Origin of the sequence: Nocardioides marmoribigeumensis (genome assembly GCF_031458325.1) — a bacterium.
Taxonomy (GTDB): domain Bacteria; phylum Actinomycetota; class Actinomycetes; order Propionibacteriales; family Nocardioidaceae; genus Marmoricola_A; species Marmoricola_A marmoribigeumensis.
Genome location: NZ_JAVDYG010000001.1, coordinates 578,667 through 595,518, shown reverse-complemented (window position 1 = coordinate 595,518; position 16,852 = coordinate 578,667). Strand labels below are relative to the sequence as shown.

Genomic DNA, 16,852 nt, shown 5'->3' with positions numbered 1-16,852 from the left:
CCCCAGGAGCTGCACGACCGCATCGACCAGCTCATCCGTGACGTCGAGGACTTCCCCAAGCCGGGCATCGTCTTCAAGGACATCTCGCCCCTGCTGGCCGACCACGACGGGTTCACCGCGGTCGTCAACGGGCTCGCGGCCGCGGCCCTGGACGAGGCGGGGGAGCCGCGCGTGGACAAGGTGCTCGGCATCGAGGCGCGCGGGTTCATCCTCGCCGCGCCGGTCGCCCTGCGCCTGCGCACCGGGTTCGTGCCGGTCCGCAAGGCCGGCAAGCTGCCCGGGCCGACGCACGCGGTCTCCTACGCCCTGGAGTACGGCGAGGCGACGCTCGAGATGCACCAGGACGCCATCGAGCCGGGCGACAAGGTGCTCGTGGTCGACGACGTCCTGGCCACCGGCGGCACGGTCAACGCCACCAAGGAGCTGGTCGAGGCCTGTGGCGGCGAGGTCATCGCGGTCGCCGTGCTGATGGACCTCTCGTTCCTCCCCGGCCGCGAGGCCCTGGGCGAGACCCCCCTCCACTCGCTCTACACCATCTAGTGCGAGCGCGCGGGCCGTCCGCGCGACCTCCCGCCTAGACTGGTCCCCGGAGCAGGAAGGGGACGGCGATGAGCGAGGAGCGGTTGTCCACGGCAGCCGCTGAGCCACGTCCCCGCGAGTCCTCGGACGACGCTCCGGGAGAGGCCGTCGCGCCCCGCGTCCCGGAGCGGCTGCCCGAGCCGGTCGAGCACCGCCCGGAGGTCTCGACCCCGGCCGCCCAGGCGGGTCGCATGCGCACCCGCCTGGCACGCATCGGCGGTCGTGGGCAGTCCAACTCCCCGGTGCTGGAGCCCCTGTTCCGTGCGGTCCGGGCCAACCACCCCAAGGCCGACCTCGCGCTGCTCGAGCGCGCCTACCGGGTCGCCGAGCACGCCCACCGCCACCAGAAGCGCCAGAGCGGCGAGCCCTACATCACCCACCCGCTCGCGGTCACGGTCATCCTGGCCGAGCTCGGCATGACCGAGCCGACGCTCGTGGCCTCGCTGCTGCACGACACGGTCGAGGACACCGACTACACCCTCGAGGAGCTGCGCGCGGAGTTCGGCGAGGAGGTCGCCCAGCTCGTCGACGGGGTCACCAAGCTCGACAAGGTCAAGTACGGCGAGTCCGCCCAGGCCGAGACCATCCGCAAGATGATCGTGGCGATGAGCCGCGACATCCGCGTGCTCGTGATCAAGCTCGCCGACCGCCTGCACAACATGCGCACGCTGCGCTACACCAAGCAGTCCTCCCAGGTCCGCAAGGCCAAGGAGACCCTCGAGATCTTCGCGCCGTTGGCCCACCGGCTCGGCATGAACACGATCAAGTGGGAGCTGGAGGACCTCGCCTTCGCCACCCTGCACCCCAAGATGTACGACGAGATCGTGCGGCTGGTCGCCGAGCGGGCGCCGTCGCGCAACAGCTTCCTGCGCACCGTCACCGAGCTGGTCGAGCAGGACCTGCGCAGCTCGCGGGTCAAGGCGACGGTCACCGGTCGGCCCAAGCACTACTACTCGATCTACCAGAAGATGATCGTGCGGGGCCGCGAGTTCTCCGACATCTACGACCTCATCGGCCTGCGCATCCTGGTCGACGACGACCGCGACTGCTACGCCGCCCTCGGTGCGATCCACGCCCGCTGGAACCCCGTCCCGGGCCGGTTCAAGGACTTCGTGGCGATGCCGAAGTTCAACATGTACCAGTCGCTGCACACCACGGTGATCGGTCCGGGCGGCAAGCCGGTCGAGATCCAGATCCGCACGCACGCCATGCACCGCAGGGCGGAGTACGGCGTCGCGGCGCACTGGAAGTACAAGGAGGACGTGCGAGGCGGGCAGGACACCGACCGCCGCGCCGGCGAGAACGGCGACATGGCGTGGGTGCGCCAGCTGATCGACTGGCAGCAGGACACCGTCGACCCCGACGAGTTCCTGGAGTCGCTGCGGTTCGAGATCAACTCCACCGAGGTCTACGTCTTCACCCCGGCCGGTGACGTCATCGCCCTCCCGGCGGGGTCGACGCCGGTCGACTTCGCCTACGCCATCCACACCGAGGTCGGGCACCGCGCGATCGGTGCCCGGGTCAACGGCCGGCTGGTGCCGCTGGAGTCCACGCTCGACAACGGCGACGTGGTCGAGGTGTTCACCTCCAAGTCCGACGGGGCGGGCCCCAGCCGCGACTGGCTGGGCTTCGTCAAGTCCCCGCGGGCGCGCGGCAAGATCCGTCAGTGGTTCCTCAAGGAGCGCCGCGAGGAGGCCTCCGAGCGGGGCAAGGAGCAGATCGCGCGGCTGATGCGCAAGGAGGGCGTCGCCCTCAAGCGACTGATGACCCACGACAGCCTGAGCGCGGTCGCCGCCGACCTGCGGCTGGCCGACGTCTCCGCCCTCTACGCCGCGGTGGGGGAGGGCACCATCGGCGCCCAGCACGTCGTCCACCGCCTGATCGACCTGTTCGGCGGCGAGATCGGGGCGACCGAGGACCTCGCCGAGAGCGTCACGATCACCCAGCCGCCGCGGGTCGGCCGGCCGGCCGGCGACGCGGGCGTCGTGGTCAAGGGGATCAGCGACGTGTGGGTCAAGGTGGCCAAGTGCTGCACGCCCGTGCCGGGCGACGAGATCATCGGCTTCGTCACCCGCGGCTCGGGGGTCTCGGTGCACCGCCCCGACTGCACCAACGCCACCGCGCTGACCAGCCACCCCGAGCGGCTGGTCGAGGTGGAGTGGGCCCCGACCGCTCAGTCGATGTTCCTGGTCAACATCCAGGTCGACGCCCTGGACCGCTCACGGCTGCTGTCCGACGTGACCAAGGTGCTCTCCGACATGCACGTCAACATCTTGTCGGCGTCGCTGACCACCGGGCGCGACCGGGTCGCACGCACGCGCTTCACCTTCGAGATGGCCGACCCCAAGCACCTGGGTCACGTGCTGCGGGCGGTGCGGCACGTGGAGGGCGTCTTCGACGCCCAGCGCATCACCGGCTGAACTCCTCCAGTGCCTTCTGGGCCTGGTCGAGCCACGCGGTGCGGGCCTCGGCGGCCGACTCGTGCTCGCCGGCCTTCTTCTCGTTGCCCGCCGCACGCGCCTTGTCGGCCTTGGCCCGCAAATCGGCGATCGAGGCCTCGAGCTGGGCGACCGTGTCGGCCGCGCGGGCCCGGGCCTCGGGGTTGGAGCGCTTCCACTGGGCGTCCTCGACGGAGCGGATCGCCTGCTCCACCTTGCGCATGCGGCCCTCGAGGTCCTTGATCCGGTCGCGGGGCACCTTGCCTGCGGCGTCCCAGCGCTCGGCGATGTCGCGGAAGGCGGTCTTGGCGGCCTGCAGGTCGGTCACCGGGAGCAGGGCCTCGGCCTCGGTGAGGAGCTTCTCCTTGGCCTCGGCGTTGCCGGCGTACTCCGCGTCGGTGGCCTTGTTGACCGCGTCGCGCGCGTTGAAGAACTGGTCCTGGGCGCCACGGAACCGCTGCCAGAGCTCCTCGTCTTCGGTGCGAGGGGCCGGGCCGGCGGCCTTCCACTGCTGCATGAGGTCGCGGAACGCCCCCGCGGTCGGGCCCCAGTCGGTCGAGGTGGCCAGGGCCTCGGCCTGCTTGACCAGCTTGAGCTTGACCACCTTGGCGGCCTCGCGCTTCTCGGACTGCTCGGCGTAGTGCGCCTTGCGACGGCGGGTGTAGGACGTGCGGGCGGCCGAGTAGCGCTTCCACAGCTCGTCGTCGCTGGGCTTGTCGAGGCGGGGCAGCGCCTTCCACTCCTCGAACAGGGTGCGCAGCTTGTCGGCGCCGTGGCGCCAGTCGGTGCCGCCGGAGATCTTCTCGGCCTCGGCGACCAGGCGCTCCTTGGCGGTGCGGGCCGCGGCCACCTCCTCGGCGCGGCGTGCCTTGCGCTTCTCGCGCTCGGCCTTGATCTCCTCGTCGAGGGTGGCCAGGACCGAGTCCAGGGCGGCGAGGTCGCCCACGACGCGGGCGTCGCGGACCTGCGCCTTGAGCTGCTTGAGGGCGCCGGCGGCGTCGTCGGGGGCCGCGGTGCCGGAGGTGACCCGCTGCTCGAGGAGCGCCAGCTCGAACCGCAGCTCGTCGTACTTGCGGCCGAAGAAGGCCAGGGCGGCCTCCGGCGTCATGTCGGGGGTCTGGCCGACCAGGCGCTCCTCGCCGCCGTCGCCGACCTTGCAGTAGACGTTGCCCTCCTCGTCGACGCGGCCCCAGGGGCGCGGGTCGGACTCGGGGACCTGCGGGACGACCGGCGCGGCCTCGGCGGCCTTCGCGGCGGCCGGGCGTCGCCCCGGACGGGGGACGGGCCGCGGGCCGGGACGGGGGGCGGGAGCCGGTGCCTCCGACGCCGGTGCCTGCGCGGCCGGGGCCTCCGGTGCCTCCGGTGCCGGGTTCTCGGGAGTCTCGGCCGGGTGGGGCGTCTCCGGGCTCTCGGTCATGGGGCTTCCCCTCGGGTCGGCGCCGGCCGGGGCCGGCGCTTGGTGCGGGACCCGTGCGGTCAGGGTCCCGGCGGAGTGTCGTGCACGTCTGCAGGCCGTCCGCGCGACCCGCGCCGCCATGGTAGTCCGCAGGCCCCGCCCGGAATCTCGGTGGGGACGGCCGCCGGGCGCTCGGTAGGCTGCCCCCCGTGTTCATCGCCGGATTCCCCGCCGGACCATGGGGCACCAACTGCTACGTGGTCGCCGACTCCCCCCGGAGCGAGTGCGTCGTCATCGACCCAGGCAAGGACGCCGCGCCGGGCGTCGCCGACGTCGTGCGCGAGCACCGGCTCAAGCCGGTCGCGGTCATGGTGTCCCACGGGCACGTCGACCACATGTGGTGCGTGGCCCCGGTCGCCGGCACCTACGACGCCGCGGCCTACGTCCACCCCGAGGACCGCCACCTGCTCTCCGACCCGATGGCCGGCATGTCGCGCGAGACCGCCGGCATGCTGCTCGGCGGGAAGTACGAGTTCGCCGAGCCCGACGACGTCCGTGAGGTCACCGACGGCGGCCTGCTGGAGCTGGCCGGGCTGAGGTTCGCCGTCGACCACGCCCCCGGCCACACCCGGGGCTCGATCACCTTCCGCACGCCGTACGACTCCGCCGACGTCTCGGAGGTCATGTTCTCCGGCGACCTGCTCTTCGCCGGCTCGATCGGCCGCACCGACCTGCCCGGTGGCGACCATGCGACGATGTTGCGGAGCCTGGCGACCAAGGTGCTGCCCCTGGCCGACGACGTGGTCGTGCTGCCGGGTCACGGCGAGCAGACCAGCATCGGCCGCGAGCGGGCGACCAACCCGTTCCTCCTCGACCTGGTGCGTCAGGGCCACCCTGACGCCGGCGCCCCCGCGGCGCCCACGCGCGGGCTCTGAGGCACGACCCCGACCGACCGCCCGTCCCCGGGCCCCAGGAGACACACACCCATGGCCAAGCCGACCGCGCTGAGCGGGTTCCCCGAGCTGCTGCCCGCCCAGCGCATCGCCGAGCAGCAGGTCCTGCGCACGCTCGCGGAGACCTTCGAGCTGCACGGGTTCGCTCCGTTGGAGACCCGTGCCGTCGAGCCGCTCGACCAGCTGCTCCGCAAGGGCGAGACCTCCAAGGAGGTCTACGTCCTGCGCCGCCTGCAGGAGACCTCGCCCGAGGGCCACGCCGGCCTCGGGCTGCACTTCGACCTGACCGTGCCGTTCGCCCGCTTCGTGCTGGAGAACGCGGGCCGGCTGGAGTTCCCCTTCCGGCGCCACCAGATCCAGAAGGTGTGGCGCGGTGAGCGCCCGCAGGAGGGTCGCTACCGCGAGTTCACGCAGGCCGACATCGACGTGGTCGGCCGCGACGTGCTGCCCTTCCACCACGACGTCGAGGTCGCCCGGGTCATGCTCGACGCCCTCGGCCGCCTCGACTTCCTCCCGGCGCTCACGCTCCAGGTCAACAACCGCAAGCTGATCCAGGGCTTCTACCAGGGCATCGGGGCCCCCGACGTCGACGAGGTCATGCGCGTCGTCGACAAGCTCGACAAGCTCCCCGAGGACGAGGTGCGCAGGCTCCTGGTCATCGAGGCCGGGCTCACCGACGTGCAGGCCGGCGCCGCCCTGGGGCTGGCCGCGATCTCGGCGTCCGACGACTCGTTCGTGGCGCAGGTGCGGGCCCTCGGGGTCACCGACCCGCTCCTGGACGAGGGGCTCGAGGAGCTCGCGGCCGTCGTACGCCGGTGCGCGGACCTGGTCTCCGACCGGGTGCGCATCGTCGCCGACCTCAAGATCGCGCGCGGCCTGGACTACTACACCGGCACGGTCTTCGAGACCCGCCTCGAGGGCTATGAGTGGCTCGGCTCGATCTGCTCGGGCGGTCGCTACGACTCGCTGGCCAGCGACGGGCGGACGACCTACCCCGGGGTCGGGATCTCGCTCGGCGTCACCCGGCTGCTGGTCCCGCTCATGCAGCGCGAGGGCCTCGCCGCCGACCGCCAGGTGCCCAGCGTCGTGCTGGTCGCGCTGCCCGACGAGGACGCCCGCGAGGCGTGCGACGCGACCGCCCAGCGCCTGCGCCGCCGCGGCATCCCGTGCGAGGTCGCCGCCGCGGCCCAGAAGTTCGGCAAGCAGATCCGGTACGCCGAGCGCCGCGGCATCCCCTACGTGTGGTTCCCCGGCACCGACGGCGGCCCCGACGAGGTCAAGGACATCCGGTCCGGTGACCAGCAGAGCGCCGACCCCGACGCCTGGACCCCACCCCCCGCCGACCTCACCGCCCGCATCACCACCAGCAGCACCGAGCAAGGAGCATCGCGTTGATCCGCACCCACGAAGCCGGCACCCTCCGCAGTGAGCACGTCGGCCAGGTCGTCACCCTGGCCGGCTGGGTGGCGAACCGCCGCGACCACGGCGGGGTGGCCTTCATCGACCTGCGGGACGCCAGCGGCGTCGTGCAGGTGGTGGTGCGCGACGAGTCGGTCGCCCACAGCCTCCGCAGCGAGTTCTGCCTCAAGGTCGTCGGCGAGGTCGTCGCCCGCAGGGCCGGCAACGAGAACCCCCACCTGCCGACCGGCGAGGTCGAGGTCGTCGCGTCCGCCGACGGCGGCGTCGAGGTGCTCTCCGCCGCCGCGCCGCTGCCGTTCCCGATCAGCGACCACGTCGAGGTGGGGGAGGAGGTGCGCCTGGCGCACCGCTACCTCGACCTGCGGCGCAGCGGCCCGGCTGCCGCGATCCGCCTGCGCTCGGAGGTCAACCACGCCGCGCGCGAGGTGCTGCACGAGCGCCGCTTCGTCGAGGTGGAGACCCCGACGCTGACCCGCTCGACCCCCGAGGGCGCGCGCGACTTCCTCGTGCCGGCGCGCCTGCGGCCGGGCAGCTGGTACGCCCTGCCGCAGAGCCCCCAGCTGTTCAAGCAGCTGCTCATGGTCGGCGGGATGGAGCGCTACTTCCAGATCGCCCGCTGCTACCGCGACGAGGACTTCCGCGCCGACCGTCAGCCCGAGTTCACCCAGCTCGACATCGAGATGTCGTTCGTCGACCAGGACGACGTGATCGAGCTGGGCGAGGCGATCCTGACCCGCCTGTGGGCCCTCATCGGCCACGAGATCACCACCCCGATCCCGCGCATCACCTACGCCGAGGCGATGGCGCGCTACGGCTCCGACAAGCCCGACCTGCGCCTGGACCTCGAGCTCACCGACTGCACCGAGTTCTTCGCCGACACCCCGTTCCGCGTCTTCCAGGCGCCGTACGTCGGGGCGGTCGTCATGCCCGGTGGCGCGAGCCAGCCGCGCAAGCAGCTCGACGCCTGGCAGGAGTGGGCCAAGCAGCGCGGGGCACGTGGCCTGGCCTACGTCCTGGTGCAGGAGGACGGCGAGCTGGGCGGCCCGGTCGCCAAGAACCTCTCCGACGCGGAGAAGGCGGGCCTCGCCGAGCACGTCGGCGCGAAGCCGGGCGACTGCGTGTTCTTCGGCGCCGGCCCGGTGAGGTCGAGCCGCGCGCTCCTCGGCGCCGCCCGCCTCGAGATCGGTCGTCGCTGCGGGCTGATCGACGAGTCGGCCTGGAGCTTCGTGTGGGTCGTCGACGCCCCGCTGTTCGAGCCCGCGGGTGACGCGACGGCCGCGGGGGACGTGGCGGTCGGCTCGGGCGCGTGGACCGCGGTCCACCACGCCTTCACCTCGCCCCAGGACACCGCCACCTTCGACACCGACCCGGGCGACGCGCTGGCCTGGGCCTACGACATCGTCTGCAACGGCAACGAGATCGGTGGCGGGTCGATCCGTATCCACCGCGAGGACGTCCAGAAGCGCGTCTTCGCGGTGATGGGCCTCGGCGAGGAGGAGGCCGAGGAGAAGTTCGGCTTCCTGCTCTCGGCCTTCAAGTACGGCGCCCCGCCGCACGGCGGCATCGCCTTCGGGTGGGACCGGGTCTGCGCCCTGCTGAGCGGCACCGACTCGATCCGCGACGTCATCGCCTTCCCCAAGACCGGCGGCGGCTTCGACCCGCTCACCGCGGCCCCCGCGCCGATCAGCCCGGAGCAGCGCGCCGAGGCCGGCGTCGACGCCCCGGCCACGAAGGAGCCGGGGCCGGTCCCCGGTGCGGATAACGGTTAGGACACGACTCAGTCCCGACTCAGTCGACGATCGTGACCTCGCCCCGAACGGTGTGGTGAGGTGGGCTCCGCGCGGGCGTGACCTACGTCCCGCGCCATGACAAGTTCCACGTGATGGAGGACATCCCATGAGGCGAATGAAGCGTCTGTCGACGCTCGCGCTGCCCGTGGCTGCCGCCCTGATCCTCGCCAGTTGTGGCGGGGGTTCGGACGACGGCAACGGCGGGTCCGGCGGTTCGGGTGGCGGTTCCGGCGCCAAGGGCGGCAGCTTCAGCGTGTCGGAGGCGGAGCCCGAGGCGTTCGCACCGACCAGCGCCTGCTACTCGTCCGGCTGCTCGCAGATCATCGGCCTGGTCTGGACCGGCCTGCTGTCGATCGACCCCAAGACCACCGAGCAGAAGCTCGGCATGGCGGAGTCGATCAACTCCGAGGACGGCGCCAAGTGGACGATCAAGCTCAAGGACGGCTTCACCTTCCACAACGGTGAGCCGGTCAACGCCGAGTCGTTCGTGCGCGCGTGGAACTACGCCGCCTACGGCCCCAACGCCACCCAGGTCGGCTTCTTCTTCGGCAAGGTGAAGGGCTACGACGACCTCCAGGGCAAGAAGCCCAAGTCCAAGGAGATGTCGGGCCTCAAGGCCGTCGACGACAAGACCATCGAGGTCCAGCTCACCAAGCCGTTCTCGCAGTGGCCGCTGGTCATGTCCTACACCCCGGCGTTCGCCCCCATGGCGAAGGCGTGCGAGGCCGACATCAAGGCCTGCAACGAGAAGCCGATCGGCAACGGCCCCTACGAGTTCGCCGAGGCGTGGAAGCACAACCAGTCCATCACGCTGAAGCACTACGACAAGTACTCCGACGACGCGACCGACGGCAAGGCCGACGGCATCACGTTCAAGCTCTACGGCGACCTCAAGACCGCCTACCGCGACTTCCAGTCCGGTGAGCTCGACATCGTCAACCAGGTCGACGCCACCCAGCAGAAGCAGGCCGAGGGTTCCTACCCCGACCAGATCCTCAAGACCGACTCGGGCTCGTTCTCGTACTTCGGCTTCCCCTTCTACCAGAAGCCCTACGACAACCCGAAGATCCGCGAGGCGCTCTCGCTGGCCATCGACCGCCAGGCGATCATCGACAACGTCCTCAACGGCCTCTACAAGCCGGCTACCGACCTGATCCCGGGCTTCGTGCCGGGCGGCCGCGACGACGCCTGCGAGTTCTGCAAGTACGACCCCGAGCAGGCCAAGAAGCTCTGGGACGAGGCCGGTGGTGTGCCGGGCAACAAGATCAAGATCTGGTTCAACAACGACGGCGGCCACGAGGAGTGGGTGCAGGCGATGGCCCAGGGCTGGAAGCAGGTCCTCGGCGTGGACTTCGAGTTCAAGTCGCAGCCCTTCACCCCCTACCTCAACACGCTGGGCACCCGCAGCAAGGTGGACGGTCCCTACCGTCTCGGCTGGCTGCCGGACTACCCGTCCCCGGAGAACTACCTCGACCCGCTGTACGGCGCCGGTAGCTCCAACTACGGCGACTGGAAGGGCCCGGAGCACGACAAGTTCCTGTCGCTCATCGACAAGGGCAACTCGGCGGCCACCGTCGAGGAGGGCCTGCCGGACTACCAGGCAGCGGCCGACGTCGTCCTCAAGGACATGGTCGTCATCCCGCTGTGGTTCGGCCAGACCTTCATCCTCAGCAGCCAGAACGTCGACAACGTGGGCTACAGCCCGCTCGACCAGCTCCTGCTGAAGGACGTCACGGTCAACAGCTGACCTACGGTCAGCCGTATTGACCATCTGAGACGATCGGGCGAGTGTGGGCCCCAACCGGGGTCCGCACTCGCCCGACGCTCGCCTGCACGTCCGAGCCCCCCGATCCCGTGAGGAGGTCAGAGCGTGGGTCGCTACACCATCCGAAGACTGCTCCAGTTCATCCCGGTGCTGCTGGGCACCATGTTCCTGCTGCACTACCTGCAGACCCTGTCGTTCCAGATCAGCGGCAACCCGATCCGCTCGTTGTTCGGTGACCGTCAGCCGCCGCCGGAGACGATCGCGACGCTCACGCGGTCCTTCGGCCTGGACGACCCCTGCCTGAACCACACCGGCAACCCGTGCCTCGGGATGTTCTTCGAGCGGCTCGGCAACTACGCCCACGGCGACTTCGGCACCGACTTCAACCGGCAGTCGACGCTCGACCTCATCGGTCGCGCCGCGCCGATCACCCTCCGTCTGACCGCCCTCGCCATCGTCTTCGAGTCGCTCGTCGGCATCGTCGCCGGCGTGCTGGCCGGGTTGCGCAAGGACTCGTTCGCCGACAACTTCGTCCGCGTCTCGACGGTGCTGCTGATCTCGGTCCCCGTCTTCGTCTTCGGCGTGCTGATGCAGATCCTCAGCGGCCTCTACATCGGCAAGTGGGTCAAGGACCGAGGAGCACCCGACTGGGTCGAGGCGATGTTCTCGGTGACCTACCGCCCCGACCATCCGTGGGCCAGTCTCGTGGTCCCGGCGATCGTGCTGGGCGGACTGTCGCTGGGCTTCATCGCTCGGCTCACGAGGACCTCGCTCATCGAGACCCTCCGGTCCGACTACGTGCGCACGGCCCGCGCCAAGGGCCTGCAGCAGCGCCGCATCGTGGGCATCCACGCGCTGCGCAACTCGCTCATCCCGGTGGTGACCTACATCGGCATCGACATCGGGACCCTCATGGCGGGCGCGCTCGTCACCGAGGGCATCTTCAACATCCCCGGCATCGGCGGCCTGACCTTCGTGTCGGTGCGCGGTGGCCAGACACCGGTGGTCATCGCGGTGGCGACGCTGCTGACCCTGGTCTTCCTGGTGGCCTCGCTGTTCGTCGACCTGCTGTACGCCGTACTCGACCCGAGGATCCGCTATGAGTAGCACCGTGACGACCCAGGAGGTCGAGAACTCCCCGACCCCGCCCGGCGAGGGCGCGGGCGCGGGCGCGGGCAGCCTGTGGGCCGACGCCTGGGCTCAGCTGCGGCGCAGCCCGGTGTTCATCGTCAGCACGCTGATCGTGCTCCTGGTCGTGTCCATGGCGCTGTTCCCGAGCCTGTGGACCCACACCAGCCCGGACAAGTGCATCCTCACCAGCGCCCGCAAGGGACCGAGCGAGGGCCACGTCTTCGGCTCGACGATCCTCGGCTGCGACATGTACACCCACATCATCTACGGGGCGCGGCCCTCGATCTTCATCGCCGTGATCGTCACGATCCTGACCGCGCTGATCGGTGGCACGCTGGGCGTGCTGTCGGGCTTCTACGGCGGCTGGACCGACACCCTCATCAGCCGGTTCACCGACGTCGTGCTGGGCCTGCCGTTCCTGCTCGGCGCGCTGATGTTCCTCGCCCTCCTCCAGCAGCAGAACGGCACGTCGGTCTCGATCGTGCTCGTGGCGCTGGGCTGGACCTCGATGACGCGCATCGTGCGCGGCACGGTGATCAGCCTGCGCGACCAGGACTTCGTGGAGGCCTCGCGCGCGCTCGGGGCGTCGAACTTCTGGTTGATCCGCAAGCACATCCTGCCCAACGCGCTGTCGCCGATCATCGTGCTCTCGACGCTCTACGTCGGCACCTACGTCTCGGCGGAGGCCACGCTGACGTTCCTCGGCGTCGGTCTCCAGCCGCCGGCGATCTCGTGGGGCATCCTGGTCGCCCAGGGAGAGGGCTACGCCGTCTCCGGCAACCCGCACCTGCTGATCTTCCCGTGCGCGGCGCTGATCATCACCGTCCTGAGCTTCATCCTGCTCGGCGACGTGCTGCGCGACGCACTCGACCCGAGAGGCCGTTGATGACCACCGAGGCGATCTCGAGCGGACCCCGCCAGACGCACGACAAGTCCATCTCGGGGGTGGACTTCGACCCCACGGCGCCGCTGCTGGAGGTCAAGGGCCTGCGCGTGGACTTCCACACGCGGGAGGGCGTGGCCCACGCGGTCAACGGTCTCGACTTCGTCCTCAACGCGGGCGAGACCCTCGGCATCCTGGGCGAGTCCGGCTGCGGCAAGTCCGTCACCGCGCAGGCGATCATGGGCATCCTCGACTCGCCGCCGGCCAAGATCGAGGGCGGCGAGGTGCTCCTGCAGGGCGTGGACCTCCTCAAGCTGTCCGACGACAAGCGCCGCAAGGTGCGGTCCAACCGCATCGCCATGGTCTTCCAGGACGCACTCAGCTCGCTCAACCCGGTCTTCACCGTCGGCTGGCAGCTCGGCGAGCTGTTCCGGGAGCACCGTGGCATGTCGCGGGGGGACGCCAAGAAGGAGGCCGCCCGGCTGCTGGACATGGTCGGCATCCCGGACGCCAAGAACCGCGTCGACGACTACCCCCACCAGTTCTCCGGCGGCATGCGGCAGCGCGTGATGATCGCGATGTCGCTGGCCCTCGATCCCGACGTGCTCATCGCCGACGAGCCGACCACCGCCCTCGACGTGACCGTGCAGGCCCAGATCATGCGCCTGCTCAAGGACATGCAGGAGGAGCGCGACATGGGGCTCATCCTGATCACCCACGACATGGGTGTGGTCGCCGACGTGGCCGACAAGATCTGCGTGATGTACGCCGGCCGGGTCGTCGAGCGCGCCGACGTGATGTCGATCTACTCCGCGCCGGCGCACCCCTACACCAAGGCGCTCCTGGAGTCGATCCCGCGCCTGGACATGAAGGGCCAGCAGCTGGCCTCGATCAGCGGGCTGCCGCCCAACCTCACCCAGCTGCCCACCGGCTGCAACTTCCACCCCCGGTGCGCCTTCAAGAAGGACAAGTGCGAGCGTGAGGTGCCGCCGCTCTACGACGTGGCCGACCCGGTGAAGTCCGGCCCCGGTGCGGGGTCCCCCCGCCAGAGCGCGTGCCACTACTACGAGGAGGTGCTCGGATCGTGACCGTCCAGGACGAGCGGGTGCGCACCTCGCGCACCAGCGAGGTCGTGCTCGAGGCCACCGACGTCAAGAAGTACTTCCCGATCACCCAGGGCATCGTCTTCAAGCGCACGATCGGCCACGTCAAGGCGGTCGACGGGGTCTCCCTCCAGCTGCACCGCGGCGAGACCCTGGGCCTCGTGGGCGAGTCCGGCTGCGGCAAGTCGACCCTCAGCCGGGTGCTCATGGGCCTGCAGAAGGCCACCGACGGCTCGGTGAAGCTCAACGGCGAGGAGCTCGTCGGGATGAAGGAGCGGCGCCTGCGCGAGGTGCGCCGCAACGTCCAGATCATCTTCCAGGACCCCTACTCCTCGCTCGACCCGCGCATGACGGTCGGCGACATCGTGGGGGAGCCCTTCGAGGTGCACCCCGACGCGGCCCCCAAGGGTCAGCGCAAGCAGAAGGTGCAGGAGCTGCTCGAGGTGGTGGGCCTGAGCCCCGAGCACTACAACCGCTACCCGCACCAGTTCTCCGGCGGTCAGCGCCAGCGCATCGGCATCGCCCGGGCCCTGGCCCTGCGGCCCGAGGTGATCATCTGCGACGAGCCGGTCTCGGCCCTCGACGTCTCGGTCCAGGCGCAGGTGATCAACCTGCTCGAGCGGCTCCAGGACGAGCTCGGCCTCTCCTACGTCTTCGTCGCCCACGACCTGTCGGTGGTGCGCCACATCGCCGACCGGGTCGCGGTGATGTACCTCGGCAAGATCGTCGAGATCGGTGACGACCAGGCGCTCTACGAGCGGCCGACGCACCCCTACACCCAGGCGCTCCTGTCCGCCGTACCCGTGCCTGACCCGACGCTGCGCGGCCTCCGCGACCAGATCGTGCTGCAGGGCGACCTGCCCTCGCCGGCCAACCCGCCGTCGGGCTGCCGCTTCCGCACCCGGTGCTGGAAGGCGCAGGAGATCTGCGCGACCGAGGAGCCGCTGCTCGTCGACCGCCAGGCCGACCCGCACCCCTCGGCCTGCCACTTCGCGGAGGTCCGCAACGTGGTCGGCGCCGGCGACTGAGCCCCGCGCGGGCCCACGTAGGGTCGGACACGTGGACGGCCTCTTCGAGTACGACGACGGGCGGGACGACGCGCCCGCCTCGAGTCGTCCTGGGGGCAGCGGGGGGACCCTGGCGGGCAACACGCACTCCTCGGCCCCGCTGGCGGTGCGGATGCGCCCGCGCACGCTCGACGAGCTGGTGGGGCAGGGGCAGCTGCTCGCCCCCGGGTCGCCGCTGCGCCTCCTGGTCGAGGCCGATCAGCCGACCTCGCTGATCCTGTGGGGGCCCCCGGGCACCGGCAAGACCACGATCGCGGGCATCGTGAGCCGCCAGACCGACCGGCACTTCGTGGAGGTCTCGGCGGTCGCGGCAGGGGTCAAGGAGGTGCGCGAGGCGATCGTCGCCGCGCGCAACCGCCTGGTGCGCACCGGCCGCGAGACCGTGCTGTTCGTCGACGAGGTGCACCGCTTCTCCAAGGCCCAGCAGGACGCGCTGCTGCCCGGCGTGGAGAACCGCTGGGTGACCCTGATCGCCGCGACCACGGAGAACCCGTTCTTCAGCGTGATCTCCCCGCTGCTGAGCCGCTCGCTGATGCTCACCCTGCAGTCGTTGACCGACGACGACGTGCGTGCGGTGCTGCACCAGGCGATCGGCGACGAGCGCGGCCTGGCCGGCGAGGTCGAGGTCGAGGACGAGGCGCTGGACCACCTGGTGCGGCTCGCGGGAGGCGACGCGCGCCGGGGGCTGACCTACCTCGAGGCGGCGGCGGGCGCGGCCCGGGCGACCGGCAGCGCCACCGTCGACGTGGAGACCGCCGAACGTGCCGTCGACCGCGCGGCGGTGCGCTACGACCGCCAGGGCGACCAGCACTACGACGTGACCAGCGCCTTCATCAAGTCCATCCGCGGCAGCGACGCCGACGCGGCGCTGCACTACCTCGCGCGCATGGTCGTGGCGGGGGAGGACCCGCGCTTCATCGCCCGGCGCCTGGTGATCCTGGCCAGCGAGGACATCGGGCTGGCCGACCCGACCGCCCTGACCACCGCGGTCGCCGCCGCCCAGGCCGTGCAGCTGATCGGCATGCCCGAGGCCAAGCTCAACCTCGCCCAGGCCGTCATCGCGCTCGCGGTGGCGCCCAAGTCCAACGCGGTCACCCGCGCGATCGGTGCGGCCGAGACCGACGTCGCCGCGGGCAAGGTCGGGCAGGTGCCGGCCCACCTGCGCGACGCGCACTACTCCGGCGCCACGAAGCTCGGCCACGGGGCGGCCTACCGCTACGCCCACGACGCCCCCTTCGCGATCGCCACCCAGCAGTACGCCCCCGACGTGGTCGCCGAGGCGACCTACTACGAGCCGACGACGCACGGCGCAGAGGCGGCGGTCAAGGAGCGCTGGGAGCGGGTGCGCCGTCTGGTCCGGGGCGGTCCGGCCGTCCCGGAGGGTGGTCCGACCGGCACCGGCGGCGGGTAGGGTCGGGCCGCATGAGCCAACTCGACCTCGCCCTCGGGGCAGCGGGCGCTCTCCTCGTCCTCGGGCTCGTGCTCGTCGTGGTGCGGCGGGCACGGTCGCGGTCCGCGGCCGAGCGTGCCGCCCTGGAGGCGGGCCTGCGCCGCTCGCAGGAGCAGGTCGAGGCCCTGGCGTCCAGGGTCGAGGAGCTGACCGCCGAGGTGCACAGCGCCCGGCGCGCGAGCGACGCGGTCGCCGCCGACCGTGAGTACGTCATCACCACCCTGACCGAGGCCGCCCTGACCCACGGCCCCCAGGACGACCCGGCGCCCCGCCGCACGGCCCCGCTCGACGTCGAGACGCGGGTCCTCGAGGGGCTCGGGCGCCTCGACGACCGGTCGGTCGTCGCCCGGCGCGTCACCGACGCCGGGGTCTCGCTGCTGGCCGCCGCCCACGGCGTACGCCGCGCACTGCGGCCCGAGCACCTCGACCGCGCGGCCGCCGAGGCCCACGTCGCACGCCGTCGCTCCCGGCGCGTGCGCCGCCAGGAGCTGCGCGAGGCCAGGCGGCTGCTCCGGGCGGTCAAGGCCCAGCGCCCGGCCCGCGTGGAGGACGCGGCATGAGGACGTTCTGGTTCGTCGCCGGGAGTGCGGCCGGCGTCTACGCCTCGACCCGGACCCGACGGGTCGCCGAGGCCCTGACCGTCGACGGGCTGCACGACCGGCTCACCGGGTGGTTCGCGGGCGCCCGGGTGCTGCGCGCGGAGTTCGAGGCCGGGCGGGCCGAGAAGCAGACCGAGCTGCGCGAGCGCCTCGCGCTTGGGCCCACCGGACCGAGGTCCGGGCCCCAGGCGCTGACACAGGGCACGAGCGGCTCAGGTGAGAGCGCTACCGTGCGGGTGCTGCCCGCTGCTCGTCCCCGCTGACGCCGGCCCCGGCCGC

At 71.3% G+C, this 16,852-nt stretch carries 14 protein-coding genes; 13 read left to right on the top strand and 1 reads right to left on the bottom strand.

Annotated features, from left to right (window positions below):
• The first annotated feature begins 9 nt into the window (after positions 1-9).
• Complete coding sequence (locus tag J2S63_RS02915; RefSeq protein ID WP_310306566.1) at positions 10-540, top strand: adenine phosphoribosyltransferase; 531 nt, start codon at positions 10-12, stop codon at positions 538-540.
• A 230-nt stretch (positions 541-770) separates the two neighbouring features.
• Positions 771-2,999: a RelA/SpoT family protein gene (locus J2S63_RS02910; RefSeq protein ID WP_310306565.1), complete on the top strand. Its 2,229-nt coding sequence runs from the start codon at positions 771-773 to the stop codon at positions 2,997-2,999.
• On the opposite strand, the gene J2S63_RS02905 is transcribed toward J2S63_RS02910, so the two are convergent.
• Positions 2,989-4,434, bottom strand: coding sequence for a DUF349 domain-containing protein (locus J2S63_RS02905; protein WP_310298379.1), 1,446 nt, complete (start codon positions 4,432-4,434; stop codon positions 2,989-2,991). The two genes, J2S63_RS02910 and J2S63_RS02905, sit on opposite strands and share 11 nt — an antisense overlap.
• 188 nt (positions 4,435-4,622) lie before the next feature.
• On the opposite strand from J2S63_RS02905, the gene J2S63_RS02900 reads away from it, so the two are divergent.
• From J2S63_RS02900 to J2S63_RS02850, 11 genes are all read left to right on the top strand, one after another.
• Entirely contained in the window at positions 4,623-5,348 is a 726-nt protein-coding gene (locus tag J2S63_RS02900) for an MBL fold metallo-hydrolase (RefSeq protein ID WP_310298376.1), read from the top strand.
• Between the two features lie 51 nt (positions 5,349-5,399).
• Complete coding sequence (gene hisS / locus J2S63_RS02895; RefSeq protein ID WP_310298373.1) at positions 5,400-6,761, top strand: histidine--tRNA ligase; 1,362 nt, start codon at positions 5,400-5,402, stop codon at positions 6,759-6,761.
• Entirely contained in the window at positions 6,758-8,554 is a 1,797-nt protein-coding gene (gene aspS, locus J2S63_RS02890) for an aspartate--tRNA ligase (RefSeq protein WP_310298370.1), read from the top strand. Before hisS ends, aspS begins: the two co-directional genes overlap by 4 nt.
• Before the next feature lie 127 nt (positions 8,555-8,681).
• Positions 8,682-10,322 (top strand): peptide ABC transporter substrate-binding protein, encoded by a 1,641-nt coding sequence (locus J2S63_RS02885; protein ID WP_310298368.1) that lies wholly within the window; start codon positions 8,682-8,684, stop codon positions 10,320-10,322.
• Positions 10,323-10,445: 123 nt separating this feature from the next.
• On the top strand, positions 10,446-11,447 hold the full coding sequence (locus J2S63_RS02880; protein ID WP_310298365.1) for an ABC transporter permease: 1,002 nt from the start codon (positions 10,446-10,448) through the stop codon (positions 11,445-11,447).
• Positions 11,440-12,357 (top strand): ABC transporter permease, encoded by a 918-nt coding sequence (locus J2S63_RS02875; protein WP_310298364.1) that lies wholly within the window; start codon positions 11,440-11,442, stop codon positions 12,355-12,357. Before J2S63_RS02880 ends, J2S63_RS02875 begins: the two co-directional genes overlap by 8 nt.
• The gene (locus J2S63_RS02870; protein ID WP_310298361.1) at positions 12,357-13,442 is read left to right on the top strand and encodes an ABC transporter ATP-binding protein; all 1,086 of its coding nucleotides are present in this window, start codon (positions 12,357-12,359) and stop codon (positions 13,440-13,442) included. The genes J2S63_RS02875 and J2S63_RS02870 overlap by 1 nt, the downstream gene beginning before the upstream one ends.
• Entirely contained in the window at positions 13,439-14,485 is a 1,047-nt protein-coding gene (locus J2S63_RS02865) for an ABC transporter ATP-binding protein (RefSeq protein WP_425573296.1), read from the top strand. The genes J2S63_RS02870 and J2S63_RS02865 overlap by 4 nt, the downstream gene beginning before the upstream one ends.
• A gap of 31 nt (positions 14,486-14,516) precedes the next feature.
• Positions 14,517-15,935, top strand: coding sequence for a replication-associated recombination protein A (locus J2S63_RS02860; protein ID WP_374725099.1), 1,419 nt, complete (start codon positions 14,517-14,519; stop codon positions 15,933-15,935).
• A gap of 11 nt (positions 15,936-15,946) precedes the next feature.
• Positions 15,947-16,534 carry a hypothetical protein gene (locus J2S63_RS02855; protein ID WP_310298358.1) on the top strand — a complete coding sequence of 196 codons (588 nt, stop codon included), beginning with the start codon at positions 15,947-15,949 and terminating at the stop codon, positions 16,532-16,534.
• Positions 16,531-16,836 carry a DUF6167 family protein gene (locus J2S63_RS02850; RefSeq protein WP_310298355.1) on the top strand — a complete coding sequence of 102 codons (306 nt, stop codon included), beginning with the start codon at positions 16,531-16,533 and terminating at the stop codon, positions 16,834-16,836. Before J2S63_RS02855 ends, J2S63_RS02850 begins: the two co-directional genes overlap by 4 nt.
• The last annotated feature ends 16 nt before the right edge of the window (positions 16,837-16,852 follow it).

Excerpts from the sequence above, each read along its gene's own strand:
- J2S63_RS02850 (WP_310298355.1), top strand. The coding sequence starts at position 16,531 with ATGAGGACGTTCTGGTTCGTCGCCGGGAGTGCGGCCGGCGTCTACGCC.
- J2S63_RS02885 (WP_310298368.1), top strand. The coding sequence starts at position 8,682 with ATGAGGCGAATGAAGCGTCTGTCGACGCTCGCGCTGCCCGTGGCTGCC.
- J2S63_RS02910 (WP_310306565.1), top strand. The coding sequence starts at position 771 with ATGCGCACCCGCCTGGCACGCATCGGCGGTCGTGGGCAGTCCAACTCC.
- J2S63_RS02855 (WP_310298358.1), top strand. The coding sequence starts at position 15,947 with ATGAGCCAACTCGACCTCGCCCTCGGGGCAGCGGGCGCTCTCCTCGTC.
- J2S63_RS02905 (WP_310298379.1), bottom strand. The coding sequence starts at position 4,434 with ATGACCGAGAGCCCGGAGACGCCCCACCCGGCCGAGACTCCCGAGAAC.
- J2S63_RS02875 (WP_310298364.1), top strand. The coding sequence starts at position 11,440 with ATGAGTAGCACCGTGACGACCCAGGAGGTCGAGAACTCCCCGACCCCG.
- hisS (WP_310298373.1), top strand. The coding sequence starts at position 5,400 with ATGGCCAAGCCGACCGCGCTGAGCGGGTTCCCCGAGCTGCTGCCCGCC.
- J2S63_RS02870 (WP_310298361.1), top strand. The coding sequence starts at position 12,357 with ATGACCACCGAGGCGATCTCGAGCGGACCCCGCCAGACGCACGACAAG.